The organism is Mesocryomonas fontinalis (genome assembly GCF_055730125.2).
Map to the genome: position 1 here is coordinate 192,385 of NZ_JBUZWG020000007.1, position 17,126 is coordinate 209,510.

At 69.3% G+C, this 17,126-nt stretch carries 11 protein-coding genes; 9 read left to right on the top strand and 2 right to left on the bottom strand.

Annotation, left to right across the window (positions count from 1 at the left end; translation table 11 throughout):
- The first annotated feature begins 112 nt into the window (after positions 1–112).
- Genes ACZL02_RS17840 through ACZL02_RS17850 form a run of 3 tightly spaced genes read left to right on the top strand, consistent with a single transcriptional unit; the run spans position 113 to position 3,086 of the window.
- Positions 113–1,372, top strand: coding sequence for a glycosyltransferase family 4 protein (locus tag ACZL02_RS17840; RefSeq protein ID WP_472940236.1), 1,260 nt, complete (start codon positions 113–115; stop codon positions 1,370–1,372).
- On the top strand, positions 1,369–2,181 hold the full coding sequence (locus tag ACZL02_RS17845) for a WecB/TagA/CpsF family glycosyltransferase (protein ID WP_472940237.1): 813 nt from the start codon (positions 1,369–1,371) through the stop codon (positions 2,179–2,181). Before ACZL02_RS17840 ends, ACZL02_RS17845 begins: the two co-directional genes overlap by 4 nt.
- Positions 2,178–3,086, top strand: a complete 909-nt coding sequence (locus ACZL02_RS17850; RefSeq protein WP_472940238.1) for a DUF6492 family protein — start codon at positions 2,178–2,180, stop codon at positions 3,084–3,086. Before ACZL02_RS17845 ends, ACZL02_RS17850 begins: the two co-directional genes overlap by 4 nt.
- On the opposite strand, the gene ACZL02_RS17855 is transcribed toward ACZL02_RS17850, so the two are convergent.
- Complete coding sequence (locus ACZL02_RS17855; protein WP_472940239.1) at positions 3,058–4,365, bottom strand: lipopolysaccharide biosynthesis protein; 1,308 nt, start codon at positions 4,363–4,365, stop codon at positions 3,058–3,060. The genes ACZL02_RS17850 and ACZL02_RS17855 overlap by 29 nt on opposite strands.
- A gap of 163 nt (positions 4,366–4,528) precedes the next feature.
- On the opposite strand from ACZL02_RS17855, the gene ACZL02_RS17860 reads away from it, so the two are divergent.
- Positions 4,529–5,527, top strand: a complete 999-nt coding sequence (locus ACZL02_RS17860) for an endo-1,4-beta-xylanase (protein ID WP_472940240.1) — start codon at positions 4,529–4,531, stop codon at positions 5,525–5,527.
- 146 nt (positions 5,528–5,673) lie between these two features.
- Positions 5,674–7,884, top strand: a complete 2,211-nt coding sequence (locus ACZL02_RS17865) for a Wzz/FepE/Etk N-terminal domain-containing protein (protein ID WP_496258534.1) — start codon at positions 5,674–5,676, stop codon at positions 7,882–7,884.
- Between the two features lie 55 nt (positions 7,885–7,939).
- Here ACZL02_RS17865 and ACZL02_RS17870 read toward each other — a convergent pair whose 3' ends face one another.
- Positions 7,940–12,169 (bottom strand): histidine kinase dimerization/phospho-acceptor domain-containing protein, encoded by a 4,230-nt coding sequence (locus tag ACZL02_RS17870; RefSeq protein WP_472940242.1) that lies wholly within the window; start codon positions 12,167–12,169, stop codon positions 7,940–7,942.
- A 361-nt stretch (positions 12,170–12,530) separates the two neighbouring features.
- Between ACZL02_RS17870 and ACZL02_RS17875 the strand changes: the two genes are divergently transcribed.
- The 4 genes from ACZL02_RS17875 to ACZL02_RS17890 all read left to right on the top strand — a co-directional run bounded on the left by ACZL02_RS17875 (position 12,531) and on the right by ACZL02_RS17890 (position 16,999).
- Entirely contained in the window at positions 12,531–13,001 is a 471-nt protein-coding gene (locus tag ACZL02_RS17875) for a phasin family protein (protein ID WP_472940243.1), read from the top strand.
- 222 nt (positions 13,002–13,223) lie between these two features.
- Positions 13,224–13,976 carry a TVP38/TMEM64 family protein gene (locus tag ACZL02_RS17880; protein WP_472940244.1) on the top strand — a complete coding sequence of 251 codons (753 nt, stop codon included), beginning with the start codon at positions 13,224–13,226 and terminating at the stop codon, positions 13,974–13,976.
- Positions 13,973–15,415 (top strand): dihydrolipoyl dehydrogenase family protein, encoded by a 1,443-nt coding sequence (locus ACZL02_RS17885; protein ID WP_472940245.1) that lies wholly within the window; start codon positions 13,973–13,975, stop codon positions 15,413–15,415. Before ACZL02_RS17880 ends, ACZL02_RS17885 begins: the two co-directional genes overlap by 4 nt.
- A gap of 57 nt (positions 15,416–15,472) precedes the next feature.
- Entirely contained in the window at positions 15,473–16,999 is a 1,527-nt protein-coding gene (locus ACZL02_RS17890) for a sensor histidine kinase (RefSeq protein WP_472940246.1), read from the top strand.
- Positions 17,000–17,126 lie beyond the last annotated feature (127 nt).

Consider the following 17,126-nt stretch of genomic DNA (forward strand, 5'->3'; position numbering starts at 1 on the left):
GCTGAAGCGCCGCGCCGTGATCCCGACTAATTTAGACGGCAAGCAGCTTCCAGGGGGCGCGTTAGCGCAATCTCAAGGCGTTGCCGCCATGCTAGGATGCGATTGCACCGCCATGGTCGACCCAATGCATCTCCTGTTCATCTCCTCCCTCCTGCCGACCAGCGCGCCTGCGTCCGGCTTCGAGATCGCCAACCAGGCGATCATCGAGGAATATACCCGGCAGGGCGTGCGGCTTTCGTTTGCCGGTTTCCGGCGGCCGGGCGCCGCGCCGTCGCGGACGGGCGAGATCGACCTCGGCGAGATGGCGATCGAAAACGCCGCTGTCGGCCGCGGTCAGAAGCTCGCCTGGCTGATCCGGGCCGTCGCCCGCGGCCTGCCGATCTCGGCCGCCAAACTTGCGGTTTTTTCCGAGCAAGAGCTGCGCGCCGCCATCGCCAAGGCCGGCCCGATCGACGGCTACGTCCTCAACTCGATCCAGATGCCGGCGGCCTATCCGTTCCTCGTCCGCGACAAGCCCTCGGTCTTCATCGCCCACAATGTCGAACATCGCTCCGCCGCCGAGAATGCCGGGACGGCGCGCTCGCTGGGTGCGCGGCTTTTGTACCGGCGCGAGGCGGGGCTTCTCGCCCGTGCGGAGCAGGCGGTCTGCGCGGGCGCGGCGGTCGTGCACACGCTGAGTGCCGACGACGGAACCGCGCTCGGCCTCGGCGGCGATCCGCGCTGCCACCCGCTGGCGCTGAGCATCGGCCGCGCACTCCTGCCGGACGATGGCCGGCGCAGCCAGGACATCGGGCTGATCGGCACCTGGAGCTGGGCGCCCAACCGCGCCGGCCTCGACTGGTTCATCGAGGAAGTGGTGCCGCTGCTGCCCTCGACGCTGTCGATCGTCATCGCGGGCCGCTTCGACGGCAAGCCGCCCGCCGCCCCCAGCAATGTGCGCTTTGCCGGCCGGGTCGACGACGCGCAGGCCTTCGTGCGCGCCTCCCGCGTGATGGCGCTTGCCACCAAGGGCGGCACCGGCGTGCAGCTGAAGACGATCGAGACCTTCGAGGAAGGACTGCCGGCGGTGGCGACGACCGCGGCGCTGCGCGGCGTCGACCGGCTGCCGGAGAACGTCCGCGTCGCCGACGATGCGGCAGGCTTCGCCGCAGCCCTTTGCGAGAGCGTCGCCGGCGAGCGCCAGGGCGCCGTCCAGCGCTGCAGCGGTTTCGGCTTCATGCTGGCCCAGCGCCAGGCGCTCTCGGCCGGCGTGCAAGCGGGCCTTGCCAACCTTGCCCTCGCGCTGGCCGATCCGCCACGCCCGACCGAAACAGACGCCGCCGCCGGCAGGGCCAACCCTGTCCTGCCGCCGCGCGGAGTAGCACGCGGATGATCCTCGCCGGCGCCATCGTCACCCCGCCGCTCTCGATGGGCGACAGCAGGTCCGCGCCCGAGCACCGGCGCATCTGCGGCCTCGACATCCTCGCCGCCCCGGCCGGGCTGGCGGCCGAAATGCTGTGCGAGCGGCTGGAGAACGGCGTCTATACGCCGGTCGGCTTCGTCAACGCCCATTGCGTCAACCTTGCCGCCGGCAAGCCGGCCTTCCGCGCCGCCCTCGGCGACTTCGTGCTGCTGCCCGACGGCCTCGGGATCGACCTCGGGGCCCAGCTGCTGTTCGGCGAAAGCTTTCCCGACAACCTCAACGGCACCGACTTCGTGCCCTTCCTGCTGACGACGCTGTCGCGCCCGATGCGGATCGCGCTGATCGGATCGTCGGACGGGATCGTCGAGCGGGCGGCCGATGCCTTGACCCTCGACCATCCGCAGCACGTCTTCCTGCCGATCGGCCACGGCTTCTTTGCCGAAGGACCGGAGACCGAGAAGATCCTCGGCCGGTTGCGGGCGGCCCGCGCCGACATCGTCCTGGTGGCGCTCGGCATGCCACGCCAGGAGCTGTTCATCGCCCGGCACCTCGACGCGGCGCATGCGACCATGCCGATCGCCGTCGGCGCGCTGCTCGACTTCATGGCCGGCAAGGTCCCGCGCGCCCCGTCGGCCATCCGCCGGCTGCGGCTGGAATGGGCGTACCGGCTGATGATCGAGCCGCGGCGGCTGTGGCGCCGCTACCTCCTCGGCAATCCGCGTTTCATGCTGCGCATTCTGGTGGAATGGCGCCGCTCGACGGGCAGGCGGCCGCGTTGATCTCTGCCGAGACCAGCGGCACTCGGCTACCGACGGCGATCGTCACCGCCAGCTATCGCGGCGACTTCGAGCGGTGCCGCCTCCTGTGCGAGAGCATCGACGCCCGCGTCACCGGCCAGACCCGCCACCTGATCCTCGTCGAGGCCGCCGACGTCGCGCTGTTCCGGCGGCTCGCCGGCCCGAAGCGCGAGATCATCTCGGAACGCGATCTCCTGCCGTTCTGGCTACGGCCGTTTCCCGATCCGCTGAGCCTCGGCAAGCGGCGCGTCTGGCTGTCGTCCAAAGGCCCGCCTCTGCGCGGCTGGCATGTCCAGCAGCTCCGCCGCCTGGCGATCGCCGCCTTGATGCCCGAGACGGTGATGGTGTCCTGCGATTCCGACGTGGTCTTCGTGAAGCCGTTCGACGTCGGCAGCTTCCAGCAAAGCGGGGCGGTCGAGTTCTACCGGATCGCCGATGCGCTGCGGACGGTGCTGCCGGGACTGATGGACCATCACATCAGCTGGTCGCGCCGCGCCGGGGCGCTGCTCGGCATCGCCGAGCCGGAGGTCACCGATCCCGGCTACATCGCAACCCTCATCGCCTGGCGCACCGACACCGCGCGGGAGATGATGGCGCGGATCGAGGCGGTCGGGCGCCGGTCGGCGATGAGCTGCCTTGCCGCCAGTCGGCAGCTCTCGGAATGCACGATCTACGGCCGCTTCGTCGACGAGGTCGAGAAGAAGCCGGCGCGGCATTTCGCGTCCGAGCGTCGCCTCTGCCGCACCTACTGGAGCGGCGCGGCGATGAACGGGGAAGAGCTGCAGGATTTCGCCGCGGAGATGGCACCCGAGCAGGTGGCGATCGGCATCCAGTCGTTCACCGGTACCGACACCGCGCTCATCCGGCGGGCTGCCGGACTGGCGTGACGCCGTCCGGCTGCGGCCTCGGCCGCTGCTTGCGGTCGAAGGCGAAATAGGTCGCCGCGCCCGAAACCAGCCAGAGCACCAGGAAGAGCCCGTTCAGCCCGGCGATCCAGCCAGTTTCGCCGGCATCGGCATCGGCCAGCAACAGAACCAGTAGCCCGGCCTTGATGAGGCCGACTAAGGCCAGCACCAACACCCGGATGGTGGTCATGCCACGGGCATAGAGCAGCTCGCTCTGGTACTCCACGAGATTGCGGAAGGCCGGCACCAGCAGCGCCACCAGCACCAGCGGCGCGGCGTCTGCGACGTTGCGGCCGAGCGCGGTTGGGAAGAAATGCAGGAAGCCGCCGAGGAAGGCGAGGCCGGCGATCGACACCGCGGCGATGCCCGCCTCGATCGAGATCCGCACCCGCCAGGACGCCAGCCATTTCGGCGTCTTCATCAGCTTCTGCACGACCATCGTGTTGAACGATCGGATCGGCAGCGCGGTGAGGTCGACCAGCCGCATCAGGATGGCATAGACGCCGGCGATGGCAGGGCCGCCGATCGACAGGACCAGCAGCTTGTCGAGCTCGGACTGGAGATAGAAGATGATCTCGGCGCCCGCGACGGAGACGCTGTCGCGCCAGCGGGCGAGATAGAGGTGCGGCGTCCAGCGCAAGCGGATGCGCGGGTAGAAGAACAGCACCGCCATGGCGAGCGCCAGCGCGTTGGCGGCCATGTAGGTCAGCGCCCAGGCGAGCAGCGAGCCGTCCGACAGGCTGGCGAAGCCGACCGCGCCGACCGCCCGGATCGCCGAGCCGAGGATGACGAGGATGGCCGCGCGGCCGAAGCGGCCGAGGCCGTTGTTGACGATGCAGACGACCTCCAGCGAGCGCCAGAAGACCACCTCGGCCGCCACCACGGCGGCGAAGGCGGCGACGCTCATCTGCCCGGCAAAGAACGCGGCGTAGAAGACGGCCGCCGCCAGCGCGACCAGCGGCAGGGAGGCGGCGAGCGCGGCGAGGTAGCCGGCGGTATAGGCGCCGACCAGCCGGCGGCGCCCGGTGGCGACGCGGTAGAGCGGCGAGACGAAGCCGAAGCTCGCTATGCGCGACAGCACGACGCCGGTCGCCGACGCGGTGGCGAACAGGCCGAAATCGGCGACGGTCAACCCGTTGGCGACCGAGACGAAATAGGCGAGCGACAGCACCAGCCGGCCGAGCGAGCCGCCCATCAGGTTCGCATAATCCGTGACAAGGCCGAGATTGGCCCTTAGCCTCGTCTTCCAGAGCCCCAGCATCGCCAATCCCCGAGCAAACATGGCCATTCCCGACAGACGCCGCCGCCGGAACGAGGCGCGGACGCCCGCGATCGACCCCGGCGCCACCTCAGCTATAGCCGGCCCGGGCTTAACGCGGCGTTCGTTCGTCACGTGGGCCGCAGCACTCGGGCTGAGCTTGCCGATGCCCACCGGCAAGGCCGACGCCGCGTGCCGCCCGGTGCCGTTCGGCGCCGCGATCCAGAACGAGCTGCTCGACGGCGACCCGGCCTATGCGAAGGCCTTCCTCGACCATTGCGACCTCATCCTGCCGATGAACGAGCTGAAGCTCGCCGACCTCCTGCGGCCGAGCGCCGAGACGTTCGACTTCGCCCCGGCCGACCGGATCGTCGACCTCGCGACCTCTAACGGCAAGCTGACGCGCGGCCACGCCCATGTCTGGTGGAACGTGGTGCCCGCCTGGCTGGAGGCGATCACCGCGCCCGGCGCGGCCGAGGCGGCGCTCGTCCGGCACATCGACACGGTGATGCGACGCTACCGCGGCCGGCTGCAGAGCTGGGACGTCGTCAACGAGGTGATCGCGCATGAACCGACGGAGGATGCGCCGCTGCGCGACAGCTACTGGCTGAAGGTGATGGGCCCGCGCCACATCCCGGTCGCGTTCCAGGCAGCGGCCACGGCCGATCCGGGCGCGCGGCTGGTGCTGAACGACTACGACCTCGAATTCGAAGGGCCACGCTACGACATGCGCCGGGCAGTCGCGCTGTCGATCGTGCGGCAGTTGCAGGACGCCGGGATCCGCATCGACGCCGTCGGGCTCCAGGGGCATCTCTATGCCGACCAGAGGATCGACGTGCCCGCCGTCGCGGCCTTCGGCCGGACGCTGAAGGCAATGGGCGTGTCGCTCGCCGTCACCGAGCTCGACATCATCGACTGGAACATCCGCGGGGGGCCTAAGGAACAGGATGCCGCGGCCCTTCGGATCGTCGGCGACCTCCTCGATGGCGTGTTCGATGCGGGCCGTCCCGACGCGGTGATCTCATGGGGTATTTCCGACCGCTACAGCTGGATCGAGGAGGCGATGCCGCGCCGCGACGGCAAGCCTTGCCGGCCCCTGCCGCTCGATGCCGACTACCGCCCGAAGCCCTGGTTGGAGCTGATCCGAAAAAGACTGTCTTGCTGACCAAATGATGTCACGCTGATGCGTTAACGTTTTGTTTTCCATCTTGCTTCACTTTCCCTCAAGAGCTCTTTCCGACTGGTGCCATGTTCACGTCCGAGGAAACATCGACGAAGGCTGCGGACACCCGGCCAGACCCGGCGCCAGCGATGGCGCCGATCGGGCGGGAGGACCGCCGTCGCGCCAATCCGACATCGCTGATCGACCCGGTCTACGTCGCGCGGTCGGTTTGGAAGTCGAAATTCCTGATCCTCGGCGCGACAGTCGCCGGCGTGGCACTGGCGGTCATCGTCGCGGCCAATACGCCGAAGCAATACGTCGCCACGACGCAGATCCTGATGGACCCGCGCGACCTGAAGGTCGTCGCCAACGAGATCACCCCGAACGGCCTGCCCTCCGACGCGACCCTCGCTCTGATCGAGAGCCAGACGGCGGTCATCATGTCGAGCAACGTCCTCTCGCGGGTCATCGAGCAGGCGAAGCTGGAGCAGGATCCGGAGTTCAACGGCCAGGCGGGCACCGGTTTCGGGGCCCTCGTCTCAGCGGCGCTGCAGTCACTCCTCGGCGGCGCCAAGGGTGCCCCGGAAGACCCGGAATACGAAACGCTGGCGCAGCTTCGGCATGCCCTGACGGTCGATCGCGAGACCAAGAGCTTTGTCATCAACCTGTCGGTCGACAGCCAGTCGCCCGACAAGGCAGCCGAAATCGCCAATCTCGTCGCCAGCGTCTTTATCGACGAGCAAGGGCGGGTGCAGTCCGAGACCGCCCGCCGCGCCACCACCGCGATCACCTCCCGCCTGTCGGAACTGCGCAAGAGCGTGGTGAATGCCGAGCAGGCGGTCGAGGACTACAAGAGCCAGAACGCGCTGATCGGCGTCGGCGGGCGGCTGGTCGACGACGACTACATCACCCGCATCAACGAGCAGTTGGCCAAGGCGCGCGGCGACATCACCGCGCTGCGCGTAAAGGCCGAGTCCATGCGCAGCGCCAGCGTCGAGGACGTAGTGCGCGGCACGCTGCCGGAGGAGCTCAGCTCCGAAGTGCTGGTGCGGCTGCGCACCACCTATTCCGACCTCAGCCAGCAGGCAGCGGCGCTCGCGACCAAGCTCGGCACGCGCCATCCCCAGCGCATCGCCAGCGAGGGCGCGCTGTCCTCCTCGCGCCAGGCGATCGCCGCCGAACTATCGCGGATCGTTGCCGCGGCGCAGACCGAACTCGCCCGCGCCGAGACGACGGAGCGCGACCTCACCGCGCAGATCGCCGACCTCAAGGAAAAGCAGGTCACGACCTCCGGCTCCTTCGTCAAGCTGCGCGAACTCGAGCGCGAGGTGGACGCCTCCCGCGCCGTCTACGAGGCCTTCCTCCTGCGTGCCCGCGAAACCGGTGAGCAGGAGAGCCTCAACACGGCCAACGTCCGCGTCATCTCGCAGGCGACGCCGCCGCAGAAGACCACCGGCATGTCGCGCAAGACGATGGTGCTCGCCGGCGGCATGCTCGGCTTTATCGCCGGCATCGGCCTCGCCACCCTCTTCGCCGTCGCACGGCTGCTACGGGCGGTGTTCGCCGATCGCCGCCGAAGCAGAAGGCCGCGCGTCGTGGTCGAGGATCTTCGCGCGGCAGCAGCGCCGACCCCGGCGATGGCGGACGCATCGGCAGCCTCCGCCGGGCACTCGGGCGCGACGCCGGAACGTATCGAGATCCGCATGCCCCATGTGGATCCGGCGGAGACTGCAGCGGCCAAGGCCGCAGCGGCAGCCGAAGCGATGCGGCGGGAGCGGGAGTTCCAGGCGCAGGCAGAAGCGGCAAGGCAGCACGAGCGGACCGTTTCCACCGCCGCGATGACGGAGGCGTCAGAGCAGGCAGCGCGTCAGGAAGCCATGGCCCGCCAGTGGGAGGCCGAGGCCGCCGAGAACGACCGTTTGAGCGATGCCGCCCGGCGCGCGCGGGCGGCCCTGCGCGCCATGGGCACGGCTCCGGCGACCCAGCCGGACGGCCTCTTCGACCTCGACGCCCAGCCGACCCGCCAGCCGACCCGCGAGGAGGCCCTGCTTCAGGCCAATCTCGAAAGACTGCAGGCAGCATCCGCGCCTGTCACAAAGAGCGCGACGCCTGCCGCCGACCTGCCACTGGCCAGCGCCGGAGAACGGGCCGCGCGGCCCGCGCCGAGCGCCGATCGCCTGTCCCTGCGCGACCGTGTCCGCGCGCTCTCGCTGGCGAAGAATGTCGAGATGGAGGATGAGCGGCGCCGCGATGCCGCGCTTGCACCGGAGGTCGCCTCGCTGCACGACGAGATCCAGACGGTGAAGCAGGCGATCGCCGACATCCGCCGTCGCCGCGGTTCAGGCACGTCCGGAAGCTGAGCCCCGGCAGGCGCGGGACTTGCGCCGGCGCGCCATCCCGATCACCACCGCCGCTTCAGTCGGCGAGCACGCGCTGCGAGGGGAAAGCGATCTCGACCAGCGTTCCCTCGTTGGGCGTCGAGCTGATCGCGAACTGGGCGCGGTTCGCCTCGACCATCGCCTTGGTCAGCGGCAGCCCAAGCCCTGTCCCCTCGCCGCGGTTGGCGCTCGGCGCGTGCACCTGCTGGAACGGCGTCAGCGCGATCTCGATCTCGCGCTCGGTCATGCCGATGCCGGAGTCGCGGAACCGCAGCAGCACGTCGCCATCGGCGGTGTAGGTCGTCGAGGCGATGATCTGGCCGCCGGCCGGGGTGAAGCGGATGGCGTTCGCCACCAAGTTCAGCGCGATCTGGCGCATGGTGCGGCGGTCGGCGACCACCGGCGGCACCGAGGACGGCAGGTTGGAGCGCACGATCACCCGTTCGCGGTTGGCCTGCGGCTGCATCAGCGACACCACCTCCGACACCACTTCGTTCAGCGACACCGCCTCGAAGGCGAGATCGAGCTTGCCGGCCTCGATCTTGGAGATGTCGAGGAGGTCGTTGACGAGGTCGAGCACGTGGTGGCCCGAGCGCTTGATGTCGCCGAGATATTCGAGATAGCGCTCGTTGCCGATCGGGCCGAAGCATTCCGAGGCCATGACGTCGGCGAAGCCGATGATGGCGTTCAGCGGCGTGCGCAGCTCGTGGCTGATATTGGCGAGGAAGCGGCTCTTGTGGAGGCTCGCCGCCTCGGCCTGCCGGCGGGCGTTGACGAGGTCTTCCTCGATCCGCTTCCAGTGGGCGATGTCGCGGATGACGACGCACCAGCCACGCTCGCCCGAAAGCCGGCCGATGGTGATGAACAGCGGGATGAAGCCGCCTTGCGCGACGCGGCCGATCACCTCGCGGCCATCGTTGAGGATGCCGGCGAGCCCGTCGTCGCGCAGCATGTCGAGATAGTCGAGCGTCGCCTTCTGGCTCTCGTGCGCGAAGAGGGTGGAGAGATGCCGCCCGCTGTGATCGCCCTCGGCCGTGCCGAACAGGGCCTGCGCCGAGCCGTTCATGCCCCGGATGGTGCCGGCGGGATCGAGCAGCACGATGCCGTCGGTCGCGGTGTCCAGCACCGTCTGCAGTTCCTCGACCTGCTGGCGCAGATCGACCGTCTCCGGCGCGGCCTCCGGGACCTCCGGCAGGTGTGCCACGGCGGCGGCATCGCGCGGCGAGGGCGTGAACGACATCAGCAGGCTGGAGCGCCCCCCGAAGGTCGCCCGCTGCATGTGCACGCGCACGTCGATCACCTGCCCGCTGGACCGGCGGATCGCCAGTTCGCCGGCATGGCTGAGATCGCCGCGGTCGGCGAACAGCGCCTCCAGGCCACCGGCCGCCTCCAGCGCTTCGATGCTTTCATAGCCGCTGAGATCCTGGAACTCGCGGTTGCCATAGACCAGCCGGCCGTGCGCCTCGGCGAGAACCGGGAGCGGCAGCGAGGCGAAGACGGCTTCGAGATCCACGGCCAGCGCCGCCTGTTCCGCGGCCTCGTCGACCACGGCTTCCTCGGCATCGTCAGCGGTCGCGGCTTCCCTGGCGACGGGAGCGTCCTCTTCCGGAGCAATCGCATCGGATGGCGCTGTGGTAAGGTCGGCAACGCCGAGGGTCGCGTCTTCAGGCTCAGCCGAGGGAACAGGCGAAAACACCGGGCGCGCCGTCGTCTCGCCGGTCGCGGCCTTTTCGGCCGTGGCCTCTTCAGGCAAGACCTCGCTCGTCGCAGCTTCGTCGCCCGCATTATTGCCCGCATCGGCGGAGCGCTCCGCCGGAGCGGACGCCCAGGGCGAGACCGTCACCACGGCCTGCAGCGCGGGTTCTTCCGCGGCCTGCGGCTTCGTCCCGCCGGCGAGGTCATCCGTGGCGGGACCGCGTTCGGCCGGTTCATGTTCGACGCCTGAGGCAGTGACCTCGATCTCCGCCGCATCGGCATCGGCCGTATCGGCGGCGCGCAGTGCGTCGTCTGCCGGCAGCAGCAAAGGCTCGGCCGTCGTTTCCGCTGGACGATCGGGCTCGTCGGCGGGCACCGGAAGGCTCGGCGATACCGGCTGACCGCGCGCGTCGGTCGGCGCGGGGCCGAGCGTGTCGGTGACAGCCTTCGGCACCATCCCGGCGCGCTCGCCGAGCTTCAGGCCGATCGCGCGGAAGGCCGCCTCCTCGGCGTCGGACAGCGCACCTTCGCGCGGGCGGCGGCGCTCTTCCAGCTGGATGACTTTCGGCGCGGCGTCTGTCGACGCGCCATCTGTCGGCGCGGCATTGGTCGGCGCGGCATCCGGGTTGGACGCGAGCGCCTCGGACGTCGCCTCTTCCTCCACCGGCACGGCCGGCCGGCGCCCGAAAGATGCGCCCTCGAAAGTCTTCAGCAGCGGCTTCTGTGCAGCCTCCGGAGCGGTCACGGCGGCAGCGCCCGGCGCTGGCTCGGCAGCCTCCTCCGGCAAGACGTCGGTGACGGGCAGAGCGCCGGTTTCGGCGGCGACGGGACGGTCGCCGAGGATCATGCCGATAGCCTCGGGATCCCCAACCGACTCGTTCATCCGGACGATGCCGAAACCGCGAAAGCCGTCGAAACTGCGGTCGCGGGCGTAGATCGGGAGGGCTGCGAGATCGACCGGCACCTTGCGGTCGCTGCCTTCGACTGGCCAGAGGATGCTGCGGCCGGACCAGGTATCGCGGCGGTCGAGAAGGCGGGCGATCTCGCCGTCCCCGTCGAAACCGAAAACGGTGGCGACTTCCCTGAAGCTGCGGCCGCCCACATCGGCGGCCTGCGGCCCGACAGCTGCCGAGAATTCCGGGGTCAGCGTCCGGAACTTGCCGTCGCGGTCGATCTGCCAGACGAAGCGCACCGGCGCCATGTCGAAGCGCGGCTGGAAGGGGGACGCGGCGGCGCCCGCCTCCGATGCGGGCGGAACCGCGTCGGGCGCGGCCAGGGGCTGCGGCGTCATCAGCTCGGCAGGCGCGGGCTCGTCCGCCGGCTCGGGTTCTGACACCAACTCAGCAGCATGCCGTTCATCCGTCCCCGGAGGGGCGGGCTCGGCCTCTGAAGCCGCCACCGCAGGATCGCCGTTGGCGGCCGCGTCAGGCTCTTCATCTGATGCAAGAGGCGGCTCGATCGCCACATTCTCGTCGGCCAACAGCACGACGCTTTCCGGCTCGGCAGAAAGATCCGCCATCTCGACAGGCGCCCAGTCTGCTTCAGTTTCGAGCGGAAGCTCCGGCTCGAGCGACGACATCGTGCCCTCGACGCTTTGCGCGGGAGTTGCCGACGCAGACGGGGCCTCGGAGGAGCCGTCGGCACGCGAGGGCGTCACCGGCTCGACCGAGTCCAGCGCCACCGGGACCTGCGGCTCCGCTGCCATCGTCGCACCCGGATTGGCATCCGGCGTTGCGTCCGGCGCTTCGTCGCTGGCCGGCGCTTCCGGCAGGGGGTCCTCGATGGACTCGGGCTGATCGGCACCGGTCTGGCGGGTGTGCCAGCGCTGGAGAAGGCCGTTCATGCTCATCCGGCCACCGCGGTCGCTGGAGAGCTTGCGGCGCTTGACCGAGAAATAGCTGCGCGGTGTCGGCTCCTCCTCCGCATCGAGAGCCTCGGCCGCATCTTCAGGCGTTGCCGGCGCTGCCGGCCGGGGCTCCTGCCGCACCAGCACCAGGCCTTCGCCAACGAGAGCGAGCGTCGTCTGCGTGGCGGGATCCTCGACCTCGCCGAGCGCCTGCCCCGCCGCGATGAACGAGGCGATGCCTTCCGCAAGGCTGTCGGTCGCGCGGAACGCCGTGGTGGCGGCCAGGGCGCCGCCGGCGTCGTAGATGGCGGCAGTCTCGAGCCGGCTGTCGGCCAGAAGGCTCCCCGCCCACGCGACGTCGGAACTCACCGCCGGCCGCAGGCCGGGCAAGGTCAGCAGCACCAGTTCGCCCGCCTCGATGCGCCGGAGCGTGGCGACCACGGCCTTGGAGGCGCGGCCGATCGACGAACGGACGAGAATGCGCGCCTCGCCCCAGCTCTCGACCGAGCGGGCGGACGCCTTGATCTGCCGCGCGATGACCGAGGTAGCATCGAGGCTGGTCTCGCCGACCGACAGCCCGAGCGCCGAGCGGCCGGGAGCGTTGGCCCAGAGCACCTCGCCGAGCGTGAGGTCGAAGGCGACGAGGCCCGCACCGGCGGCGCCGGCTTCACGGACTTCGCGCAGCGTCATGATGGCGAGCGGCGAGGATCCTGGCAGTCTGGTCATTCCGAACCGATCCGTGGCGAGCTGGCGACATGGCGCCCCAGCACTGGCTTAACGTCTCATTAATAATCACAGCCCGCAGGCTTATCCAGAAGCTTTGGCGCCCTCACCCGACGGCTTTGCAGAAGGGTTAATTAAAGCTCTAAGCTGATCCCCCGCTGGCGTCAGATTATGTTGCAGTGCACAATGCAATCTGCTAATCAAATAGGCAGCTTAGGGTATGCCGCCAGGCGCCGTGCCATAAGTGATCCGGCGCTTTCGGGAGGACGGGCATGGCCCGGGCGGGAGCGCCGTCGAAGATGAGAAAGGTCCACCACCGAAGCGCTGGGCTGAGGTGCGGGAGAGACAAGCGGGAGCGCAGCATATGATAGATTCGTCGCAGCAGAATGCGCAGGACATGATGAACCAGGCTCAGTCGATGATGGGCATGGACCCGTCGAAGATGACCGAGACGTTTCGCACCATGACGCAGAAGTCGATGGAGCAGTCGAAGGAAGCCTATTCGCGGATGAAAACTGCCGCCGACGACGCCACGAAGACGATGGAGTCGACGATGGACAACATGCATCAGAGTTCGCTGTCGCTGTCGAAGAAGGCCATCGAGGCGATGCGCAGCAACGCCGAAATGGGCTTTGCTCATCTCGAGAAGATGATGGCGGCCAAATCCTTCGCCGAAGTCGTGGAGATGCAGACCAGCTACGTTCGCCGTCAGATCGAGGCAGCGACCGACCAGACCAAGGAAATGCAGTCGCTCGTCCAGTCGGTGGCCCAGGAACTGACCAAGCCCGCCCGCGAAGCCTTCCAGAAGGCCTCGGGCGCCGCCAAGAGCCTCTGAACGGGACATTCCCTCATCGGCATGAGCGACCGGGCCTGGCGCCCGGTCGCCGTCGTTGAGGGCCATGAGCTTCCGGCGCGGCCGCGCTGTCCGTCCAACACTCCCTCCCCGCACGAACTCGTGCAGAGCGCACTGCAGCTGCCCCGCGTAGGCTGCTGCGGTGGACGCCGGCGCCTATCCTCCCTAGAAGGCGAGACTGGCGGCAAGGGTTAGACAATACCAATGCAGGTTCAGTCATGGTGGCGCTATGCGCCCATCGCGCTCATCGTCGCCGGTCTGGCGCTCGCCTATGCCTGCGGTGTCAAGGAATACCTGTCGCTCGACCAGCTCTATGAAAGCCGGACCGCGCTGAAGGCTGCCGTCGCGAAGCACTTCGTCCTCGCCGTGACCGGATCGGTGGTTCTCTATACCGTCGCCATCGCCTTCATCTTCCCTGCCCCGGTGATTCTCACCGTCGCCGCCGGCTTCCTGTTCGGCTGGTGGATCGGCGGCCTCATCGCCATTCTCGGCGCGACGATCGGGGGAACCCTCCTGTTCCTCGCGGCCCGGTCGGCTTTCGGAACGGTGCTGCGAAACCGCGCGGGCACCGGCGTCCAGCGCTTTGCCGAGGGTTTTCGCCGGGACGCCTTCACCTACCTCCTGGCGCTCCGCCTGACGCCGCTGCTGCCGGTCGCCGCGCTCAACATCGGCCCGGCACTGTTCGACATCCCGCTGAAGACCTTCGTTCTCGCCACCCTTCTCGGCATCATTCCGGGGGCGATGGCCTATGCCTTCCTCGGCAGCGGCCTCGAGCAGGCGCTGAAGATCGCAGGCAAGATCGACGGCCTGTCGCTGAGTGACCTGATGACCTGGCAGCTGACCGTCGCACTCGTCGGGCTGACGGCGCTGTCGCTGGCGGGCCTCGGCCTGAAGAAATGGGTCATCCGGCCGGATCCGGCGGCAGGCCCCGCGGCGGGCACGGCTCGCCAACCGTGAGCGGCGAACACAAGACCGGCGTGCTGACGCCCGACATCTGCATCATCGGCGCGGGATCCGGCGGCCTCAGCCTTGCCGCGGCCGCCGCGGCTTTCGGCACCTCCGTCGTCCTCGTCGAGCGGGGCAAGATGGGAGGCGACTGCCTGAACCACGGCTGTGTGCCGTCCAAGGCCCTCATCGCCGCGGCGCGGCACGCGGCAGCGATCCGCGCGGCGCCCGCTTTCGGCATTTCGGCGGGACCGCCACAGGTCGATTTTCCCGCCGTCATGGCGAATGTCCGCGGGGTGATCGCGGCGATCGCCCCGGCCGATTCGGTCGAGCGGTTCAGGCGCCTCGGCGTCGACGTGATCGCCGCCGAGGCGCGTTTCGTCGATCCGCACACGGTGATCGCCGGCGGCAGGCTAATCCGCGCCCGGCGCTTCGTCCTCGCGACCGGCTCGAGGCCAAGGATACCGGCGATCGAGGGGCTCGCGGGCGTGCCTTTCCTGACCAACGAGACGCTGTTCGCGCTCGACACCCTCCCCCGGCACCTCCTCGTCATCGGCGGCGGTCCGATCGGCCTCGAAATGGCACAAGCGTTTCGGCGGCTGGGCTCGGCCGTCACGCTGGTCGACAGCGGCACGGTGCTGAAGCGCGACGACCCGGACCTTGTCGCCATCGTCCGCCGCGGGCTGATCGGCGAAGGGGTCGACATCCGCGAGACGACGGACGTGCTCGGCGTCTCCGGCGGCGCCGGGGAGATCGCCCTGACGCTCGGCAGTGCCGGCGGGGAACGCGAGACGGTCAGCGGCAGCCATCTCCTCGTCGCGGTCGGGCGTCAGGTCGACGCCAGCTCCCTCGGGCTTCGGGAAGCCGGCATCGCGACGGGCAAGTCGGGCATCACCGTCGACAAGAGCCTGCGCACCGCCAACCGGCGGGTCTACGCCATCGGCGATGCCGTGGGCGGCCCGCAGTTCACCCACCGCGCCAACCATCATGCCGGGCTCGTCGCGCGGGCCATCCTCTTCCGGCTGCCGGTGCGCGAGAACCTCGACGGCATGCCGCACGTGACCTTCACCGACCCCGAACTCGGCCATGTCGGCCTCACCGAGGCGGCAGCGCTTGCGCGCGGGCTCAGCGTGGAGGTGCTGACGGTCGGCTATGGCGAGAACGACCGGGCGCAGACGGAAAAGCGCACCGACGGGCTGCTGAAGCTCGTGGTGGGACGGCGGGGACGGCTGCTCGGCGCGAGCGTCGCGGGCGCCGGCGCAGGCGAGGTCACCAACCTCCTGGCGCTCGCCTTGGCGCGGCGGATGGGCATGCGGCAGCTGCAGGATTTCATTTCCCCCTACCCGACCTTCGGCGAGATTGGAAAAAGGGCGGCGACCGCCTACTTTGCTCCCTATGGGCGCCGCGGAATCATTCGGGCGGCGACGCGCTTCCTGGCTCTCCTCGGATAACCGGAAAGTTCGCCCGCCACCCCCGCGCCCAGCAGGACGTCGAAGGATCAGATCTCATTGTACTGGCGGCGTGAAACCCCCGAGTCATGGCGCCGGAAAGGTGCGACGACGGCGCCTCTGCGCCGGCTGTCCGGCCGTCTGCTCGTCCTGACCATGGTCGCGGTGATGATCGCCGAAGTGCTGATCTTCGTGCCGTCGGTCGCCAATTTCCGCAAGGAATGGCTGCGCCAGAAGATCGAGACCGCGGCGATCGCCGGCCTGACCGTCGAGCAGGTCACGGTCGAGGGCGGGCCGGTGCTCGGCATCGAGCAGCAGGCGGGCCTGCTGCGAGCGCTGGACGCCCAGTTGATCGCCATCGTCGACGGCGGCGTGTCGCGGCTGCTGGCCCGCAGCGACGAGCTCGGCGCCATCGAGATACAGGTCGACCTCGGCACCCAGAGCTGGCTGCGCCTCATCGGCGGCGCCTTCGATACGCTGCTGTTCGGCAGCGACCGGACGATGCGGGTCTACGGTCCGGTCGGCGACGGCGGGATGACCGCGGAGGTCGTGGTCCAGGAAGCTCCGCTCCGCCGGGCGATGCTGGGCTATTCCCGCAACATCTTCGTGCTGTCGCTGGCGATCGCGAGCTTTGCCGCCATCCTCGTCTATCTCGCGATCTCGGCGCTCCTGATCCGGCCGATCACCGCCATGACCCGCTCGATGGTCCGCTTTGGCGAGAACCCGGCGGATGCCGACCGGATCATCGTGGCGTCCGGCCGCGCCGACGAGATCGGCTTTGCCGAGGCGGAGCTCGCCGAAATGCAGACGGCGCTCGCCAAGACGTTGCGCGAGCAACGACACCTCGCCGATCTCGGGCTTGCCGTCTCGAAGATCAACCATGACCTTCGCAACATCCTCGCCTCGGCGCAGCTGATCTCGGACCGGCTGTCGGACCTCGAGGACCCGCGAATCCAGCGCTTCGCCCCGCAGCTGATCCGCAGCCTCGACCGCGCCCTCGTCTACACCCAGTCTGTACTCGCTTACGGCCGGGCGGTCGAGAGCCCGCCGGCCAAGCGCAAGGTGCGGCTGCGGCGGCTGGTGGAGGATGTGATCGAGACCCTCGTCGTGTCGAGTAGCATCGAGGTCGTCAACGCGGTCGGCGAGGCGTGCGAGATCGACGTCGATCCCGACCAGTTCTACCGCGCGCTGAGCAACCTCTGCCGCAACTCGGTTCAGGCCCTGGAGAGCGAGGACAGCGAGGCGGTGGTGCGGCGCATCACCATCGCGGCGCGCCAGCTGCCGGACGGCGACACGCTGATCTCCGTCGAGGACACCGGCCCGGGCCTGCCCGAACAGGCCAGGCAGCACCTCTTCAAGGCGTTTCGCGGCTCGACCCGCGCCGGCGGCACCGGGCTTGGTCTCGCCATCGCGGCCGAGATCATCGAGGCGCATGGCGGCAGCATCACCCTCGGCCCCGATATGCCGGGCGCCCGCTTCGACATCATCCTGCCCGCCCGGCCCGCCGCAGCAACACGCGCACCCTCCGACGCCGGTGCGCGCGTCAGCCTTGCCAGCCAGGCCGGCACGGTCGGCACGGCGGGGTGATCGACCGCCGGGCCGGCAGCAGTCTCCACCGGCCCCTGTCGAAGACCGCGGCTTTCCTGCCCAACTTTCTTGCCCGACCGTCTTGCATTTGCCGGCACCAGCCTTTAGTACCCGCTCACTGCCGGAC